Genomic DNA, 17,419 nt, shown 5'->3' with positions numbered 1-17,419 from the left:
TCTGATTTACTGGAAACGACGACGGGCGTTTGCTTCACGTGCAGCCTGCGCAGTTTCAACGGAAACCACACGGCGGCCAACCGGCCAAAGCGCGATAGCAGCAATTTTGAAATTAGCGATTCCCACAGGAATGCCGATAATAGTGACGCATTGTGCAATCCCGGTGCAGATATGCAGCACACAGAGCCACCATCCGAAAAATACCAGCCAAACAATGTTCAGCAAGGTACCACCGGTATTCATGATGGCACTTTTGCTCTGCGGCTCGAGCTCATCAACATGAATGGCTTCGTTACCATACGGTACGAAAGAGAGTTTGGTTATCTCCCAGCAGGAACGAGTCAGCGGAAGCGTGAAAATAAAAATGATACTGACAAGAGTGGCCAGCAACCAGGATAGGGTAGTCAAAAAACCGCCCAGTACAAAGTTCAAGATGTTAAGGACTGTACGCATAATCACTCTTCGTTGGTATGAATGTAGACAAATGAATAACCACAACAATTGTAACGCGTTTTTACCCTGGAGCGTCATTCCTTCGGCGAGTAAACTTAACCACAACCTCTATTTTGGATCAGGCAAAGCGTAATGGAACTGAAAGCAACCTCCCTGGGCAAACATTTAGCACAACATCCCTATAATCGTGTGAGATTGCTGGCTGCTGGTGTCGAGGTAAAGGGCGAACGCCATGAATATCTTATTCCATTCAATCAGTTAATAGCCATTAATTGCAAGCGCGGCTTGGTGTGGGGGGAACTTGAGTTTGTCCTGCCTGATGACAAAGTGGTGCGTCTGCATGGGACTGAATGGAGCGAAACGCAGCGCTTTTATCATCATCTCGATGAGCTTTGGCAAAACTGGAGTGCCGAAATGAGCGAAGTTGCGGCTCAGGTTTTACGCCAGCAGCACGCTGAGATTACGCGCAGGATTCAGCAGGAAAAATGGTTCAGGCGCAGCGACATGCAGGCATTACAACAAAACGTGCGTGCTGCGTTTTCTGCATTACCTATGCCGCAAGCCCGGCTGGAAGATTTCGAAAATTGTCGTGAAATTTGGCTGCAGTGCAAAGCCTGGCTTGAACAAGGCGAGCAACGCCGACATCAACGCAATACCTCTTTCACCAATCACATGCTTGAAAAGTATGCTGATTTCTTCCAGAAAATAGAAAGCTCGCCACTGAATCCCTCTCAGGCTCGCGCCGTGGTTAATGGCGAAGATTCGTTATTAGTTCTGGCAGGAGCGGGAAGTGGAAAAACCTCTGTTCTGGTTGCTCGTGCAGGTTGGTTGCTGCAACGTGGCGAGGCCAGTGAAGATCAAATTTTATTGCTGGCATTTGGCCGCAAAGCCGCGCAGGAGATGGACGAGCGTATCGCTGAACGCCTCCAAACCGATGCGATTTCAGCCCGTACATTCCACGCATTAGCGCTGCATATTATTCAGCAAGGCAGCAAAAAGGTGCCACGTGTTAGCGAACTGGAATCTGATACCGATGCACGCCATCAATTGCTGATTGAAAGCTGGCAGCAACAATGCCGTGAGAAAAAAGCGCAGGCTAAAGGCTGGCGCGAGTGGCTGAGTGACGAGTTGCAATGGCATGTGCCGGAAGGTGAATACTGGAAGGATGAACGTTTAGCAAAACGCCTCGCCAGCCGCTTAGACAGATGGCTGGGATTAATGCGTATGCATGGGGGCTCTCAGGCTGAAATGATTGCCTCTGCGCCTGAGGATATTCGTGATGTGTTCGCTAAACGCATCAAGCTCATGGCTCCGCTATTAAAAGCCTGGAAAACGGCGCTGAAGTCCGAAGAAGCGGTCGATTTTTCAGGTCTGATTCATCAGGCTGTGAATGTGCTGGAAAAAGGGCGTTTTATTAGCCCATGGAAGCATATTTTAGTTGATGAATTTCAGGACATCTCGCCTCAGCGAGCTGCATTGCTGGCGGCACTGAGAAAACAAAACTCGCATACTTCTTTGTATGCCGTGGGCGATGACTGGCAAGCGATTTATCGTTTCAGCGGTGCAGAAATGTCGCTGACGACCGCCTTTACTCAACATTTTGGTGAGGCGGACCAGTGTGCACTGGATACCACTTACCGCTTCAATGACCGCATCGGTGAAATCGCGAATCGATTCGTGCAGCAGAACCCGCATCAACTTGCTAAACCATTAAACAGCTTATCTAAAGGTGATAAAAAAGCTGTCACATTATTAGCCGATGACCAGCTTGAAGCGTTACTCGATAAGATGAGCGGATATGTACAGCCCCAACAGCGCATTCTGGTGCTGGCGCGTTACCATCATTTACGTCCGGTAATTCTGGAAAAGGCTGCGACGCGTTGGCCAAAACTGGCCATTGATTTCATGACTATTCACGCCAGTAAAGGGCAACAAGCTGATTATGTTGTGATACTGGGATTACAGCAGGGGAAAGATGGCTTCCCGGCTGTGGCGCGCGAATCGGTCATGGAAGAGGTGTTACTGCCACAACCAGAAGATTATCCGGATGCTGAAGAGCGGCGGTTACTGTATGTGGCGATGACGCGGGCCCGTCATCGTGTCTGGCTGTTATTCAACAAAAAAGAACCATCCAGTTTTGTTGATATCCTGAAACATCTTGGCGTGCCCGCTGCCAATCGGCCGTAGTTACTTCAGTCGCTCAGCCAAATAACGTGCATAGTCAGGGATCAAAATTTCTACTGACTGATTAAACCCCGGCGATTGAATAATAAAATCGGCGGTGGATAAGTTGGTAGCCACAGGAATGTTCCACACCGTCGCCAGACGCAGTAATGCTTTAACATCCGGGTCGTGTGGAACGGCATTCAACGGGTCCCAGAAGAAAATTAGCACATCAATTTTCCCTTCGGAAATCAATGCGCCCACCTGTTGATCGCCGCCCATTGGGCCGCTTAGCATGGCATTGACATCCAGACCGCTGCCGCGTTGGATCAGATTCCCGGTGGTACCGGTTGCGTACAGTACATGCTGGGCAAGTACTGCCTTGTGGCGTTCAACCCATTTTAACAACGCATCTTTGCAGTGATCGTGCGCGACCAGCGCGACATGCTTCTTTTCCGCCAGGGTGCGGCTCGTTAATTCCATTGGTTAATCCTGAGTAATTAATAATGCCTACAGCTTACTGGAAGCCACTGATGCTGCAAGAGAAGGGTGGTAAAAATGCGGGAACAGAAAGGTAATTATTGCTCAGGCTTATCTTTCACCCATTGTAAGAAACGGTCACGAGTGGGTTTGTCTGCTTGTAAAAACCAGTACTTGAGACGCTGTTCGGTTAATGTTTCTGACTGCGGCGGCGGTGTATCAAGTTCGGATGTGCGCGACAGCAATGTACTATCATCAGCCATCATCGTGGCGAATCCTTTTATTGATGCGACCTTCCCAGATTTGTTGTAAAACTGGGTATCTTGCTCGTAATCAATCCCTTGTGGCGTCACTTTTACTGGCAGGATATCAACTTTCAGAGGGATGACTGTGGCACCACCGTCCAGTAACTGGAGATGCGGAGTACGGTCAAACTCATCACTCTCTTTATCATTTTCAATACGGGGTAAATTAAAATTGACCTGGCTGACCTCCTTAGTGTCGAAACTTACAACTAAAGGTGGGGATATATAAAGACGTTGTTCACGTGTGTTGGTACGAATATTCTTCTCAACGCGGAATACCAGCTGGTGCGGCCCGTTATCCAGCTCAAGACTATCAGCCCCTCTTAACAAAGAGCTTGAAACCTTTTTCCCATCAAGCACCAGCAAATCTACATCTGTGGACAAACGTAATGTTGTTGCCCGCAATTCAAGCGGCAAAAGAGAGATCCAACATATTGCGATAAAGAACACCGTTCTCATCAATTTCTCCTGCCATGGGTAAATGGGACTATCCCTTACTGAATGTATCAAAATTTTTCATAAGGACAGTTCATTAACATATAGACATATTTTCCAAAATTGCTCTACTACCTGTGTATGGGAAAGATGGTGAGTCAGTAGCGGATGGCATACACTTTTGATAACGAAGTCCCAGCGGAGAGTGTGATGAAACAGGCAGATATCGAAACTATTTTAAAAAGCACCCGAACAATTGCACTGGTGGGAGCCAGTGATAAACCAGATCGCCCAAGCTATCGGGTGATGGCATATTTGCTGGATCAAGGATACGAAGTGATTCCCGTGTCACCAAAAGTGGCCGGTAAAACGCTGTTGGGGCAGCAAGGCTATGGATCTCTTGCAGATATTCCACAGAAAGTGGATATGGTCGATGTCTTTAGAAATTCAGAGGCTGCGTGGGAAGTTGCGAGAGAAGCTATTGCTATCGGTGCAAAAACGTTGTGGATGCAGTTAGGCGTCATCAATGAGCAGGCTGCCGTGCTGGCACAGGATGCCGGTTTAAACGTGGTGATGGACAAATGCCCGGCAATTGAAATTCCTCGCTTAGGCCTGGCTAAATAATTAAAAAACCCCGCAATTGCGGGGTTTTTGCTAATTACGCAGGCGAGGTGCCTGAAGCTGTTGCCGTATCGAAGCCGCCAATTCATCCATTGACGGTTGTTCGGGATGCTCGTCTTGTGACTCCCCACTTAACTGGGCTTCAGCAAGATAGGTGTGCACTGCCTGGCCATCATCATCTTCCATTACTACATGATACCAGGGTGCACGACGGAGGGCATCATTGTCGGCCAGATCATCTTCTGCGGGTTCATCCAGAGAGTATTCTGGGTCGATATCGACCACCACTCCCAGATATCCCAGCAAAGAATGTCTTACTTGCTGGCCAATGCCGAATTTGCTGGCAATCATAGTCACCTCCTGAGAAACATTACCTGCAATTAATGTGCGGGCAACTTCCTGCTTTTCAAGTTACATGACGCGACAGGCAAACCCTTTCAGATACAACCCTTCCGGATAGGTGGCGATCACGGGGTGATCGGCGGCCTGACGGAACTGCTCTATAAATTGTACATCACGCCCGGCGTCTACGGCGGCATCGGCAATGATTTTCTGGAATAAATCTGTCGTCATTAAACCTGAGCAGGAGAACGTCATCAGAATGCCACCCGGATTCAACAACTGGATTGCCAGCATGTTGATATCTTTATAACCCCGGCAAGCGCCCATCAGCTGGTTCTTGTTTTCGACAAACTTAGGTGGGTCCATAATAATAACGTCGAACTTCTCACCCAGATCGCGGTATTTGCGCAGCAGTTTGAACACATCATCACGCACGAATTCGGCTTTGCTCAGGTCGAGTTTGTTCAGCTCAACGTTTTGCTTTGCAACATCCAGAGCATCCTGAGAGGTATCAACACTGACAACCTGCTGACATCCGCCCATCAGTGCGGAAACTGCAAAACCACCGGTATAAGAGAAGCAGTTCAACACACGCTTATCTTTCACATACTGGCGAGTCGCAAAGCGACTGTCGCGCTGATCAAGGTAGTAACCAGTTTTATGGCCACCTTTAATATCAACCAGCAGCTTCATGCCATGTTCTTCGATTGGCAACAAGTCAGGTGGCAATTCACCGCTCACTGGGCCTTGCGTCAATTCCATGCCTTCTTTCTTACGCACCGCAACATCTGAGCGGTCATAGATAGCGCATTCTGGATAGAGATTTTGCAGTGCAGCGACCAGAGCAGGGCGTTGGTATTCTGCGCCAGCGGACAGCAATTGCAGTACAAGGAAATTACCGAAGCGGTCAATCGTCACACCTGGCAGGCCATCAGATTCGCCGGCAATCAAACGATAGCTGTCTAACCCATCGCGAGTCGCCAGCCATTCGCGCCACTGCTGCGCTTGCTGCAAACGGCGAGTGAAGAAGGCAATATCAATGTTTTCGTTGGCATCAAAAGTCCAGACGCGCGCACGGATTTGCGAAGAAGGAGAATAGGCGGCACGTGCCAACCATTTTCCCTGGCTGTCGACAACATCAATTGTTTCGCCGAGATTAGCTTTGCCTTCCATACGTGCGACGGCACCAGAAAACACCCACGGATGACGGCGCAATAACGATTTTTCGCGCCCTTTGGTTAACACTAAACGTACACTCATAATTTGCTATGCTTTCTTGCTAAGATTTGGGCGTCATTTTCCGGTTAACACCGGCTAAATGCAACGTAAGAACCCGAAACGGAGGAAGTTATGACCACAGTATGCACACTTGCCTGGGTCCACGGCCTGGTTCAGGGGGTTGGTTTTCGCTACAGCACACAACGTGAGGCACTAAAACTGGGTTTAACCGGTTATGCCCGTAACATGGATGATGGTAGCGTTGAGGTATTAGCCTGCGGTGATGCACCACAGGTTGAAAAGCTTATCGCGTGGCTAAAAGCAGGAGGGCCGCGCAGTGCCCGGGTTGATAAAGTGCTGACTGAGCCTCACCAACCCGACCGCCAAGGGACAGACTTTAGTATTCGCTACTAAATACACTTCACCGGCTTTGGCAGACCGGCAATTTTTGTCGCCTGCTTGGCCGGCCCTTTCGGGAACAAACGGTATAGATAGCGGCTATTACCTTTCTCTTCGCCGAATTTATTCGCCATCGCTTTGACCAGCATACGAATAGCCGGAGAAGTATTAAATTCCAGGTAAAATTCGCGTACGAAGCGCACTACTTCCCAGTGCTCTACTGCCAGCGTAATGCCTTCGTTTGCCGCAATCACTTCGGCAAGCGGCTCGCTCCACTCGTGGCTATTTTTCAGATAACCATCGGCATCGGTTTCGATTTCTCGGCCTTCAAACATCAACATAATTATTCTTTGCTCCAGACAAACTGGCCGCAGTGTAGCAAATTTTAAGGTGTCAGAAAAAATAAAGCCCCGCGATTAAGCGAGGCTTTATTGGCACCACAACCGATGATTAATCGCGGCTAGCGAAGCCCAGAATGCTCAACAGGCTGATAAAGATGTTGTACAGAGAAACATACAAGCTCACTGTTGCGCGAATATAGTTAGTTTCGCCACCACGAATGATGTTGCTGGTCTCAAATAAAATGGCGCCGGATGAGATCAGAATGAACACCGCGCTAATTGCCAGGTGCAGGGCAGGTAATTGCAGGAAGATATTCGCAACCATACCGACCAACACAACGACGACACCCGCCATCAGCATGCCGCCGAGGAAGGACATATCCTTACGGGTGGTCAGCACATACGCCGAACAGCTGAAGAACACCAACGCGGTACCCCCCAACGCCATGCCAATCACATCGCCCATACCGGCGGAAATATATGAGTTAAGCATCGGCCCGAGGATATAACCCAGGAAGCCTGTGAACGCGAATGCTGCCAGAATGCCCGTTGGTTTATCAGCCAGACGGTAGGTTAAAAACATCAGACCATACATGCCGACCAGCGTCAAAATCAGGCCCGGAGATGGCAGCATCAACACGGTGCTGGCGGTTGCGGTAATCGCAGAAAATGCCAGCGTCAGGCTGAGCAGGAAATAGGTATTACGCAGTACCTTGTGGGTACTCAGCAGTGACGAACGGTCACGCGAGGAAGTAATTATGCGATCCATTCAGAAACTCTCTCTTATGGCAGGTGGTTATAGTGGCTGAGAATAATAGTCTCCTTTATTGCAAGAAAGCCCTTTTACCCATCTTTACCTTGCCTTATTTGCATAACAGACCGGACATACGTCATAAAATTCACTTATATGTGGCTGAAAATTATTGCTTAAATTAATACTGTTGCTAAGAGTGTTAACCGTACCGTCGTTAATAACTCAAATAAGGCGTGTGTAATGAAAGCTAATAACCACAACATTTTTATTAAATCGATTATCGCTATTGGATTGGCTAGCGCAGTTTCTGGGGCGTGGGCCGCGAACGTACCCGCGGGTACGGAACTGGCTGCAAAACAAGAATTGGTGCGTAACAATGGCAGTGAACCTGCCTCGCTTGATCCTCATAAAGTCGAAAGTGACGTTGAATTTAACATCATTAGCGATTTTTTTGATGGGCTGGTGTCTGTGCGTAACGACGGTTCGATTGAGCCGAGACTAGCTGAACGATGGGAGGAGAAGGACAACACTATCTGGACGTTCCATCTTCGCCCCGGCCTTAAGTGGTCTAACGGTGAGCCGATAACCGCTGAAGATGTGGTCTGGAGTTGGCAGCGTTTGGTTGACCCGAAAACAGCATCACCTTATGCCAGTTATCCCGGTGGGATGCACATCGCCAACGCTGCGGATATTGCACTTGGAAAGCAGTCACCTGATACGCTGGGGGTTAAGGCTCTTGATGCCACCACGATACAAGTTACGCTGACTCAACCCACAGCTGCGTTTCTTGCCATGCTGGCGCACCCGTCTATGGTGCCTGTCGACAAAGCAGTGGTTGAGAAGATTGGTGATAAATGGACGCAGCCGGGTAATTTCGTCAGCAGCGGTGCTTATACACTGGCGCAATGGGTAGTGAACGAGAAAGTGATCGGCGAGCGTAACAAACAATACTGGGACGACAGCCACACAGTTATTAATAAAGTGACTTATTTGCCTATCGCTTCAGAAACGGCAGACATCAATCGTTATAAAGCAGGTGAGATTGATATTGTTTATACCTTATCGCAAACGCAATTTGGCTCGCTCAAAAAATCCATTCCAGACCAGGTTCATGTTACGCCGAAACTGGCGACCTACTATTACGAGTTCAACACCACTAAAGCCCCGTTCAATGACCCACGTGTACGTCGTGCGCTGAACATGGCGCTCGATAAAGACATCATTGCCGAGAAAGTTTTAGGGCAGGGGCAAACGCCTGCGTGGGTTGTCAGCCAGAAGAACATCGGCGGGGTGGAGATAAAATCTCCTGAATATGCGAGCTGGAGCCACGAGAAGCGCGTCGCTGAAGCCAAAAAACTACTGGAAGAGGCGGGATTCAATGCTTCACATCCGCTGAGCTTTAACTTGCTCTACAACACTTCAGAAAACCACAAACGGATTGCCATCGCCGTCAGTTCAATGTGGAGCAAAAATCTGGGCGTAGAAGCGAAGCTGCAAAACCAGGAATGGAAAACCATGCTTGATACTATGCACAACGGGACTTTCGATGTTGTGCGCTATGCGTGGGTAGCTGATTACGATGATGCCTCTACCTTCCTCAATACCTTCCGTACAGGTAATAGTGAGAACAACTCGAAATACAGTAACGCGCAGTACGATGAAGCACTGCTAAACGCGGCAAAAGCTAGCACCGTTGAGGAACGGGGTAAGTTCTATCAGCAAGCTGAGGACAAACTGGCGGAAGATGTGCCAGCAATTCCGGTTTATCACTATGTCTTAGCCCAGCTAGTGAAACCGTTTGTCGGCGGATACGCGCCAAACAACCGCGGTGTGTACTACACCAAAGATATGTACATCAAAAAACACTAAAGCCCATTTCATTGCGGGACGCCGATCTCGCAATGATTTGTGATGTTAAACTAATCAAATTGTTGGAGTTTCACTCAAACAACACAGGTTTGGTGATTTATCAGGCGAACGAACAAAATCGTGCTTTACAGGAAGTATCGGGATGTTTATAGTTCGCCTCGTTGGAAGCGTGGCCGAGTGGTTGAAGGCACCGGTCTTGAAAACCGGCGATCCGAAAGGGTTCTAGAGTTCGAATCTCTACGCTTCCACCAACATTCAAGCCCTAGCTTAGAAATAAGCTGGGGCTTTTTCGTTTCTGCTTGTTTGCTTCTGGTTGTCGATGTTTCACGCAAATAAACCAGATTTGATGATTTTTCAGGCGAACGAACAAAATCGCACTTTACAGAAAGTATCGGGATGTTTATAGTTCGCCTCGTTGGAAGCGTGGCCGAGTGGTTGAAGGCACCGGTCTTGAAAACCGGCGATCCGAAAGGGTTCTAGAGTTCGAATCTCTACGCTTCCACCAACATTCGAAGGGGTTGCCGAAAGGTGACCCCTTTTTGCTTTTATATCATGAAATTTTCTTTTCCAGTTCTCCCCAAAAAACCATCACAGCTTAAGTCAGCCGCCTGTCATGTTAGTCACTAACTGAAAACCACTGCTATCCATCCCTTTACCCCTTCCATCAATTGTTCCTAAGGTTTTATTAAGCTTCTTAACCTCAATAGTTCTCAAGCAGGATTTATATTTTAGTCACTCCCCGAACCACCATATTTTTCACTATTCTTTAAAAATGATAACCATTTTCATTAGCGTTCTCGTTTTGCTGTGGTTTAATCCGCGTCGCTATGTATCTCTGGTGTTATGTACTCATTTTTATCAAGGATTAACTTATGAAATTTGGCGTATCGTCCCTGTGCAGCATCGCAGTAGTGACTTCCTCCATTTTGCTGTCGTCATTCGCCAGCGCGGCGGATAACAACGAAGGCATCGTGGTTTACAACGCGCAGCATGAAAATCTGGTCCAGTCGTGGGTTGATGGTTTCACCAAAGAGACAGGCATCAAAGTTACTCTGCGTAACGGTGGCGACAGCGAACTGGGGAACCAACTGGTGCAGGAAGGCAGTGCATCGCCTGCGGATGTTTTCCTGACTGAGAACTCACCAGCGATGGTGCTGGTTGATAACGCTAAATTATTCGCACCGCTTGATGCTGCAACACTGGCGCAAGTGGCTCCTGCCTATCGTCCTGATCATGGTCGCTGGATTGGCATTGCCGCCCGAAGCACCGTGTTTGTCTATAACCCGGCAAAACTCAGCGAAGCTCAACTGCCTAAATCTTTAATGGACCTGGCTAAACCTGAGTGGAAAGGGCGTTGGGCGGCTTCTCCGTCAGGTGCAGATTTCCAGGCTATCGTCAGCGCGGTTCTGGCACTGAAAGGTGAGAAAGCCACTCTGGACTGGCTAAAAGCGATGAAAACTAACTTCGTAGCTTATAAAGGCAACAGCACCGTGATGAAAGCGGTGAATGCTGGTCAGATTGATGGCGGGGTGATTTACCACTACTACCGTTTTGTTGACCAGGCTAAAACCGGTGAAAACAGTAAAAACACCCAACTGCACTATTTTAAACATCAGGATTCAGGTGCATTCGTCAGTATCTCTGGTGGTGGCGTTCTGGCTTCCAGTAAGCATCAACAGCAGGCTCAGGCCTTTATTAAGTGGGTAACCGGTAAATCTGGCCAGGACAGCTTGCGTACCAACAATGCGTTTGAATATGCCGTTGGCGTGAACGCTGCATCTAACCCGAAACTGGTTCCGCTGAAAGACCTTGATGCACCGAAAGTTGAACCGTCCTCGCTTAATAGCAAGAAAGTCATTGATTTAATGACTGAAGCTGGCCTTCTTTAATTAATGCAGCGGTGAGTACCTGATGTCAGTGGTTAATATTGCAGAAAGCCCAAACGTCCAGACCCGTGATTTACAACGGCGTCCGGCGTTTGTGATGGTGTTGCTGGCGATCTTCTTCTCGATGTTATCGCTGATACCGCCAGCGTTCGTTATCGTGATTGGATTTGATACGGGCTGGGAAACAGTAAAGGCACTCATTTTCCGCCCTCGTGTTGCTGAGCTTCTCGGCAACACGCTGTTGCTGGTGGTGATTGCCGTGCCACTTAGTGTCATCACCGGCACGTTCCTCGCCTGGCTGACCGAAAGAACCACACTTGCCGGAAGACGTATCTGGTCGATGCTGGCTGTAGCCCCGCTGGCGATCCCGGCTTTTGTGCAAAGTTATGCGTGGGTCAGCGCAGTTCCATCGCTACACGGCTTACCCGCAGGCGTTTTTTTGTCGGTACTGGCTTATTACCCGTTTATTTATCTGCCTGTCGCCGCTGTACTTCGTCGCCTTGACCCTACTTTAGAAGATGTCGCCGCCTCACTCGGTACCCCGCCCCGGGCGGTATTTTTCCGTATCGTCCTGCCACAACTCAAGCTCGCGATTTGGGGCGGAGCCCTGCTGGTGACCCTACATTTACTGGCGGAGTACGGGCTGTACGCCATGATCCGCTTCGATACCTTCACCACGGCAATTTACGACCAGTTCCAGTCCACTTTTAGTGGCCCTGCCGCGAATATGTTGGCGGGTGTGCTGGCATTGTGTTGTCTGGTGTTCCTGACCATTGAAGGTGCAACGCGTGGTAAAGCACGTTACGCGCGAGTAGGGTCGGGTTCGCCGCGTGAGCAAAATCACCGCCGGCTGAGTTTGTTGCTCAGCGCATTAGGCCAGCTATTCTCGTTCACCGTTATTCTATTGGCTTTAGTCGTGCCACTTGCGGTGCTGTTCCGCTGGATATGGTTGGGTGGGATAGAAAACTGGAATCAGCCCGATCTCTGGTCTTCTCTGCGCCAGACATTGTTGCTTGCCTCAGGTGGCGCAATGGTGATTATTCTTGCCGGGATCCCTATTGCCTGGCTCTCGGTGCGCCATCCACGCCCACTGTTTCGCGTGCTGGAAGGGGGCAATTACTTTACCAGTTCATTACCCGGTATTGTCGTTGCTCTGGCGCTGGTCACCGTGACGATTCACTACATGCGTCCTATCTATCAAACTGAAATCACACTGTTTCTGGCTTATATGCTGATGTTTACGCCAAGAGCATTAATCAACCTACGAGCAGGGATAGCTCAGGCTCCGGTCGAATTAGAAAACGTAGCCCGCAGTTTAGGCAAAACCCAGGCTCGCGCCATCTGGAGCATAACCCTGCGCCTTGCCGCACCGGGTGCCGCTGCGGGGGCCGCACTGGTATTCCTCGGGGTGACGAATGAGCTAACTGCAACACTTTTGCTTTCGCCGTTAGGCACGCGGACGCTCTCGACCAGCTTCTGGGCGCTGACCAGTGAAATTGATTACGTTGCCGCAGCACCTTATGCGCTGTTGATGGTTCTTATTTCTCTGCCGTTGACCGGTATTCTGTATGTGCAGTCTCAAAAACTGGCAGGTCTGTAAGATGATTGAATTAGAAAATATTTCTAAAAAATTCGGCCAGACATCCGTGCTGGAAAACCTGAGTTTATCGGTATTGCCAGCCAGCAGGACGGTGATTGTCGGGCCATCGGGTTCGGGGAAAACCACCTTACTGCGCATTCTGGCCGGGTTTGAAACACCTGATAGCGGACGAATCACGCTTGCGGGTAAAACGCTTTTTGATGAAAACACATTTGTCCCTGCACATCAGCGTGGAATAGGCTTTGTACCGCAGGAGGGCGCACTTTTCCCACACATGAAAGTGGGGGACAACATTGCCTACGGTCTTACCGGGTCGCATCATGAAAACCACCGCCGCGTTGCTGAACTTATGGAACTGGTTTCTCTCGACTATCGTCTGCAAAACCATTGGCCACATGAAATCTCTGGCGGGCAACAGCAACGTGTGGCGCTGGCCCGTGCACTGGCACAGGAACCCATGCTGATGTTGCTTGATGAACCTTTTTCGGCGCTGGATACCGGCCTGCGTGCCGCCACCCGAAAAGCCACAGCTGAATTATTGGCTCATGCAGGAGTCGCTACGATTCTGGTGACTCACGATCAGCACGAAGCGCTATCGTTCGCCAGCCAGATTGCGGTGATTCGCGAAGGTCGCTTTACCCAGGTTGGCTCGCCCGTCGAGGTTTATTCGCAACCCGTAGATGAAGCCACAGCCTTGTTTCTCGGCGATGCACTGATTTTCTCAGCACGGGTCAACAACGGTTTTGCGCACTGTTAGTTGGGCACAATTCCGGCAGATAACCCGCAATTTACCGGTAATAAACGCATTATGTTGCGTCCGGAACAAATCATTATTTCTGCGCATCAAGCCGAGACTGGCAATGACCATAGCGTGACCATTAGCGATGTGGATTTTACCGGTTACTTGTCGACACTGAAGCTCGTCTCTCTTGAATGGTCCACGCCGATACAGATAAAAACGGTCAGCCAGCAAAGATGGCAAGTGGGTATGCAGGTGAAACTGGCAGTGACCGGCCATGCCTGCGTGCTGGCGGATTAAGACTGGCGCGGAGGAGAACACTCACTCCGCGCTGATTGTTTCTTACACGCTAAAACGACGATCGCCAACCTGCGCCAGTGCGTACCACTGCATCAACTCGGCTGTTCCTTCTTCACCTTCAGCAGGCGCCCAGCTGGCTGCATCTTGTTCCGCAACGGGTTGATAGCCACCCTGCTTAACTTCAAAAATCACTCCGCCACTATCCAAAGACAGCACGGCATGCCAGGTTCCGGCACTCATCTCCAGCGCCTTACACTTCTCACCCAAAACAACGCGATGAGTCACAGTCCCGTGGTCATCAAAATTCAACACCAGGAAGCGTCCACTTAAAGCGAACAACAGCTCAAAAGTGTGTGGGTGACGATGCGGACGAACGTAAGTGCCAGGCTCCATAGCCACGGCAAGGCGCTGCACCGGGTCAGTTAATTCAGGGTGAAAATTACGGTGCGCACGCAAGCGGGGGATTTTGCTGCCGCTTCACTTTGCTGCTGCATATCGCTGAGGGTAATTGTTTTCATGTAGGCCACCTAAGGTCAGGAGTTGTGAACTCCTTTATTCTCGATGACGCAGATTAACAGCAAAAAAAAGCGCCGCGAAGGGCGCTTGTCGCGACTTTAGGATTTAGGGAAAATCCAGACATGCTTTTCAGGCAAGGCCAGATGGCAATACTGCGGATCGCGGACCTCATTGCCATAGGCACGGATAACAAAATCGTCGCCTGAAGTACGGAACAGATATTCCCAACGGTCGCCGAGATACATGCTGGTTAACAACGGTAACTCGAGTTGGTTTTCACCCGGCCCGCTCACCAGTTCTACTCGTTCCACACGGATAACCGCAGTGCCTTCCTGGCCGGCTTGTACACCAGCCCCAGCCAGCCCCCACAACGCCCAACCGCTGCCTTCAATACGTGCTTTCCCATCGCGGACTTCAGTGACTTTGCCGTGCATGCGGTTATTGCTGCCCATGAATTCTGCGGTAAACAGCGTTTTCGGTGAGCCGTACATCTCCTGTGGCGTACCTTGCTGTTCGATTTTGCCGTTGTTAAGCAGCAAAATACGGTCGGAAATCGCCATCGCTTCGTTCTGATCGTGGGTCACCATCAGCGCCGACAAGCCGAGTTTGATAATCAGCTCGCGCAGGAATACGCGGGCTTCCTCGCGTAATTTGGCATCCAGGTTGGAAAGCGGCTCATCCAGCAGAATAACCGGCGGGTTATACACCAGCGCCCGGCCAATCGCCACACGCTGTTGCTGCCCACCGGAAAGCTGATACGGATGGCGTTTACCCAAATGACCCAGGCCCAGTTGATCCAGCACCGCCTGCACACGCTGGGTTATTTCAGCGGACGCCACTTTGCGCAGTTTCAACGGATAAGCCACGTTCTCAAACACGGTTTTGTGCGGCCACAACGCGTAAGATTGAAACACCAGCCCGAGATTACGTTCTTCGGCAGGGATCTCACTGCGCGGTGTGCCGTCGTAGACTTTGTTGTTGCCAATGACAATAGCGCCCTGGGTGGGCTTTTCCAGCCCCGCGACGGCACGCAACAAAGTCGTTTTTCCGCTGCCAGAAGGGCCGAGCAAAGAAACCACTTCGCCACGTTGCAAATTCATCGAAACGCCTTTCAGCACCGGGTTGTCGCCGTAGGTTAAATGCAGATTGTCGACCGATAATTCAATCATGTAATTTGACTCCAAAGCGAAGGGCAATCCCCAGACCTACTACCACCAGCAGGATGTTAATAAACGAAAGTGCGGCGACAATATCAATGGCACCGGCTGCCCACAGGGAAACCAGCATCGAACCGATGGTTTCAGTCCCTGGCGAAAGCAGGTACACACCGGTTGAATATTCGCGCTCGAAAATCAGGAACATCAGCAGCCATGAACCAATCAGGCCATAGCGCGATAACGGAATCGTCACGTGGCGCGTAATTTGCCCACGTGTGGCCCCGGTACTACGCGCCGCTTCTTCAAGCTCTGGCCCAACTTGCAGCAGTGTTGAGGAAATCAAGCGCAAGCCGTAAGCCATCCACACCACGGTGTACGCCAGCCAGACGCTGAAAATGGTGCTGCGCAAGGAACGTAACCAAACTACCAGGTTATCGCGCAGCCATTGCGACCACGGCATGCCGGAAAGCCAGCCAGATTTCAGCGCGTTATCGAGCCACATCGGCAAGAACAGGAACACCCACAGGAATGCCAGCCCCGCCAACAACCCCGGAACCGCACGTGGCACTAGCACGCTGTAATCCAGAAAACGTGTGATGTTGTCTGGTTTTCGGTGCATGGCGATGCCGATAAACAGATAACATCCCACCGCTAACGCGCCGCCGATCACACCAATCGCCATCGAGTTGACGATGGCTCGCAGCAGATTCGGTTGCTCCCAGATACTGCGGAACGTGTTGAGTGACAGCTCATCCCAAATGGAAACACCGACGCCCCAGTTAGATATAAAGGCGCGCAGTACTACGCCAAGCAACGGAACGCCAATGGTGACGGTCAGCCAGAATGCCACCACCGCACCCGCCACCCAGCGCCATTTACCCAACGGCAATGCCCGAGCCTGGGACGCTTTACCTTTCACGGTGACGAAACGGTTGGCGGTGCGCATCAGGCGGCGTTGCAACATCACCAGCGGGATGGTGATGCAAATCAGCACCACCGCAACGGCGGCCATCAAGTGATATGACGGGGTGCCAAGTTTATTGGTCAACTGGTACAGATAGGTCGCCAGCACCATATTGCCTTCCGGGTCGCCCAGCACCAGCATCAGGCCGAATACTTCCAGACCGAGGAAGAACAGCAACACCGAAGCATAGAGAATAGAAGGGCGCACCATCGGCAAGCTGACTGCCGTCATCACCTGCAACGGCGATGCGCCTGCTATGCGTGCGGCTTCTTCCACATCTGAACCCACACTGCGCAGTGCCGAGGAGATATATAAATAGGCGTGCGGAACGTGCGTCAGGCCCGCGATAACCACGATGCTCGACATATCGTAGATATTCCACGGCACGAAACCGAGAATCGACTGCGCCCACAGCGAAAAGAAACCCACCGGACCGGCGGCAACGACATAGCCAAATCCCAGCACCATCGGCGAGACAAAAATCGGCACCAGGATCAGTGGCTCAATCAAGCGTCTGCCGGGTAAATCGGTACGCACCATCAGGAACGCCAGAATACCGCCCAGCGGAATGGCAATAATCACCAGCCCGAATGCCAGAATAAAACCGCTTTTTAGCGCTTTATAGAAATCCGGATCGGTAAAAATAAAGCCGAAGGATTCGAGGCTCCACTCTTTAGATGGCGCAAAGAACGGCGCGGAAAGAAAGCTCTGGATAACGATAAACGACAGCGGAATGTAGATAACCAGCGCGGTTAGCAACACGACAACACCGCGCGGCAGGCTCTGCCATTTTCTGAGCAATGCACTCATATGACTTCCCTTAGCATGAATGTCGGATGTCGCTAACGCTAATCCGACCTACGACTGGCCGTTGTAG

General features: G+C 50.5%; 15 protein-coding genes, 2 tRNA genes and 2 pseudogenes. 9 read left to right on the top strand and 10 right to left on the bottom strand.

What is annotated here, in order from left to right; translation table 11 throughout:
- Window positions 1-6 precede the first annotated feature (6 nt).
- Window positions 7-453: a YccF domain-containing protein gene (locus D8682_RS07375; protein WP_064548151.1), complete on the bottom strand. Its 447-nt coding sequence runs from the start codon at window positions 451-453 to the stop codon at window positions 7-9.
- A 132-nt stretch (window positions 454-585) separates the two neighbouring features.
- Here D8682_RS07375 and helD point away from each other — a divergent pair, with 132 nt between their 5' ends.
- Window positions 586-2,640 carry a DNA helicase IV gene (gene helD / locus D8682_RS07370; RefSeq protein WP_121813935.1) on the top strand — a complete coding sequence of 685 codons (2,055 nt, stop codon included), beginning with the start codon at window positions 586-588 and terminating at the stop codon, window positions 2,638-2,640.
- Here helD and mgsA read toward each other — a convergent pair whose 3' ends face one another.
- Window positions 2,641-3,099 carry a methylglyoxal synthase gene (gene mgsA / locus D8682_RS07365; protein ID WP_064548147.1) on the bottom strand — a complete coding sequence of 153 codons (459 nt, stop codon included), beginning with the start codon at window positions 3,097-3,099 and terminating at the stop codon, window positions 2,641-2,643. It lies immediately after the preceding gene.
- Between the two features lie 95 nt (window positions 3,100-3,194).
- Window positions 3,195-3,860, bottom strand: a complete 666-nt coding sequence (locus D8682_RS07360; protein ID WP_121813934.1) for a DUF2057 family protein — start codon at window positions 3,858-3,860, stop codon at window positions 3,195-3,197.
- 186 nt (window positions 3,861-4,046) lie between these two features.
- Between D8682_RS07360 and D8682_RS07355 the strand changes: the two genes are divergently transcribed.
- Complete coding sequence (locus tag D8682_RS07355; RefSeq protein WP_121813933.1) at window positions 4,047-4,460, top strand: CoA-binding protein; 414 nt, start codon at window positions 4,047-4,049, stop codon at window positions 4,458-4,460.
- A gap of 30 nt (window positions 4,461-4,490) precedes the next feature.
- Here the strand turns inward: D8682_RS07355 and hspQ are convergent, their stop codons facing one another.
- A complete protein-coding gene (hspQ, locus tag D8682_RS07350) occupies window positions 4,491-4,808 on the bottom strand; it encodes a heat shock protein HspQ (RefSeq protein WP_064548144.1) in 318 nt (105 codons plus the stop codon).
- Window positions 4,809-4,868: 60 nt separating this feature from the next.
- Window positions 4,869-6,059 (bottom strand): 23S rRNA (cytosine(1962)-C(5))-methyltransferase RlmI, encoded by a 1,191-nt coding sequence (gene rlmI / locus D8682_RS07345; protein WP_064548142.1) that lies wholly within the window; start codon window positions 6,057-6,059, stop codon window positions 4,869-4,871.
- A gap of 90 nt (window positions 6,060-6,149) precedes the next feature.
- Between rlmI and yccX the strand changes: the two genes are divergently transcribed.
- Window positions 6,150-6,431, top strand: a complete 282-nt coding sequence (gene yccX, locus D8682_RS07340) for an acylphosphatase (RefSeq protein WP_121813932.1) — start codon at window positions 6,150-6,152, stop codon at window positions 6,429-6,431.
- On the opposite strand, the gene tusE is transcribed toward yccX, so the two are convergent.
- Window positions 6,428-6,757 (bottom strand): sulfurtransferase TusE, encoded by a 330-nt coding sequence (tusE, locus tag D8682_RS07335; protein ID WP_064548138.1) that lies wholly within the window; start codon window positions 6,755-6,757, stop codon window positions 6,428-6,430. The two genes, yccX and tusE, sit on opposite strands and share 4 nt — an antisense overlap.
- A 109-nt stretch (window positions 6,758-6,866) precedes the next feature.
- Window positions 6,867-7,526: an FtsH protease modulator YccA gene (yccA, locus tag D8682_RS07330; protein ID WP_121813931.1), complete on the bottom strand. Its 660-nt coding sequence runs from the start codon at window positions 7,524-7,526 to the stop codon at window positions 6,867-6,869.
- Between the two features lie 225 nt (window positions 7,527-7,751).
- Here yccA and D8682_RS07325 point away from each other — a divergent pair, with 225 nt between their 5' ends.
- From D8682_RS07325 to D8682_RS07300, 6 genes and pseudogenes are all read left to right on the top strand, one after another.
- The gene (locus tag D8682_RS07325) at window positions 7,752-9,380 is read left to right on the top strand and encodes an ABC transporter substrate-binding protein (protein WP_064548134.1); all 1,629 of its coding nucleotides are present in this window, start codon (window positions 7,752-7,754) and stop codon (window positions 9,378-9,380) included.
- A 163-nt stretch (window positions 9,381-9,543) separates the two neighbouring features.
- A tRNA-Ser gene (locus tag D8682_RS07320) sits at window positions 9,544-9,631 on the top strand.
- 166 nt (window positions 9,632-9,797) lie between these two features.
- Window positions 9,798-9,885: transfer RNA gene (locus tag D8682_RS07315), tRNA-Ser, on the top strand.
- Between the two features lie 367 nt (window positions 9,886-10,252).
- A complete protein-coding gene (locus D8682_RS07310; protein WP_121813930.1) occupies window positions 10,253-11,269 on the top strand; it encodes an iron ABC transporter substrate-binding protein in 1,017 nt (338 codons plus the stop codon).
- A gap of 94 nt (window positions 11,270-11,363) precedes the next feature.
- Window positions 11,364-12,866 (top strand): iron ABC transporter permease, encoded by a 1,503-nt coding sequence (locus tag D8682_RS07305; protein ID WP_121815657.1) that lies wholly within the window; start codon window positions 11,364-11,366, stop codon window positions 12,864-12,866.
- 1 nt (window position 12,867) lies between these two features.
- Window positions 12,868-13,905, top strand: a pseudogene (locus D8682_RS07300) (ABC transporter ATP-binding protein).
- 42 nt (window positions 13,906-13,947) lie between these two features.
- Here D8682_RS07300 and D8682_RS07295 read toward each other — a convergent pair.
- The 3 genes and pseudogenes from D8682_RS07295 to D8682_RS07285 form a co-directional block, all read right to left on the bottom strand.
- Window positions 13,948-14,423 (bottom strand): annotated as a pseudogene (locus D8682_RS07295) (WbuC family cupin fold metalloprotein).
- A gap of 96 nt (window positions 14,424-14,519) precedes the next feature.
- On the bottom strand, window positions 14,520-15,590 hold the full coding sequence (locus D8682_RS07290; RefSeq protein ID WP_121813929.1) for an ABC transporter ATP-binding protein: 1,071 nt from the start codon (window positions 15,588-15,590) through the stop codon (window positions 14,520-14,522).
- On the bottom strand, window positions 15,583-17,352 hold the full coding sequence (locus tag D8682_RS07285) for an iron ABC transporter permease (RefSeq protein WP_064548085.1): 1,770 nt from the start codon (window positions 17,350-17,352) through the stop codon (window positions 15,583-15,585). The genes D8682_RS07290 and D8682_RS07285 overlap by 8 nt, the downstream gene beginning before the upstream one ends.
- Window positions 17,353-17,419: the final 67 nt, after the last annotated feature.

Source organism: Buttiauxella sp. 3AFRM03, from assembly GCF_003675305.1.
Classification (GTDB): Bacteria; Pseudomonadota; Gammaproteobacteria; order Enterobacterales; family Enterobacteriaceae; genus Buttiauxella; species Buttiauxella ferragutiae.
The sequence above is the reverse complement of the archived record's forward strand: the minus strand, read 5'-3'. Positions and strand labels throughout refer to the sequence as shown.

What these genes read in the sequence shown, in the direction of transcription:
- D8682_RS07375 (WP_064548151.1), bottom strand. Translation starts at nt 453, where the DNA reads ATGCGTACAGTCCTTAACATCTTGAACTTTGTACTGGGCGGTTTTTTG.
- helD (WP_121813935.1), top strand. Translation starts at nt 586, where the DNA reads ATGGAACTGAAAGCAACCTCCCTGGGCAAACATTTAGCACAACATCCC.
- mgsA (WP_064548147.1), bottom strand. Translation starts at nt 3,099, where the DNA reads ATGGAATTAACGAGCCGCACCCTGGCGGAAAAGAAGCATGTCGCGCTG.
- D8682_RS07360 (WP_121813934.1), bottom strand. Translation starts at nt 3,860, where the DNA reads ATGAGAACGGTGTTCTTTATCGCAATATGTTGGATCTCTCTTTTGCCG.
- D8682_RS07355 (WP_121813933.1), top strand. Translation starts at nt 4,047, where the DNA reads ATGAAACAGGCAGATATCGAAACTATTTTAAAAAGCACCCGAACAATT.
- hspQ (WP_064548144.1), bottom strand. Translation starts at nt 4,808, where the DNA reads ATGATTGCCAGCAAATTCGGCATTGGCCAGCAAGTAAGACATTCTTTG.
- rlmI (WP_064548142.1), bottom strand. Translation starts at nt 6,059, where the DNA reads ATGAGTGTACGTTTAGTGTTAACCAAAGGGCGCGAAAAATCGTTATTG.
- yccX (WP_121813932.1), top strand. Translation starts at nt 6,150, where the DNA reads ATGACCACAGTATGCACACTTGCCTGGGTCCACGGCCTGGTTCAGGGG.
- tusE (WP_064548138.1), bottom strand. Translation starts at nt 6,757, where the DNA reads ATGTTGATGTTTGAAGGCCGAGAAATCGAAACCGATGCCGATGGTTAT.
- yccA (WP_121813931.1), bottom strand. Translation starts at nt 7,526, where the DNA reads ATGGATCGCATAATTACTTCCTCGCGTGACCGTTCGTCACTGCTGAGT.
- D8682_RS07325 (WP_064548134.1), top strand. Translation starts at nt 7,752, where the DNA reads ATGAAAGCTAATAACCACAACATTTTTATTAAATCGATTATCGCTATT.
- D8682_RS07310 (WP_121813930.1), top strand. Translation starts at nt 10,253, where the DNA reads ATGAAATTTGGCGTATCGTCCCTGTGCAGCATCGCAGTAGTGACTTCC.
- D8682_RS07305 (WP_121815657.1), top strand. Translation starts at nt 11,364, where the DNA reads ATGGTGTTGCTGGCGATCTTCTTCTCGATGTTATCGCTGATACCGCCA.
- D8682_RS07290 (WP_121813929.1), bottom strand. Translation starts at nt 15,590, where the DNA reads ATGATTGAATTATCGGTCGACAATCTGCATTTAACCTACGGCGACAAC.
- D8682_RS07285 (WP_064548085.1), bottom strand. Translation starts at nt 17,352, where the DNA reads ATGAGTGCATTGCTCAGAAAATGGCAGAGCCTGCCGCGCGGTGTTGTC.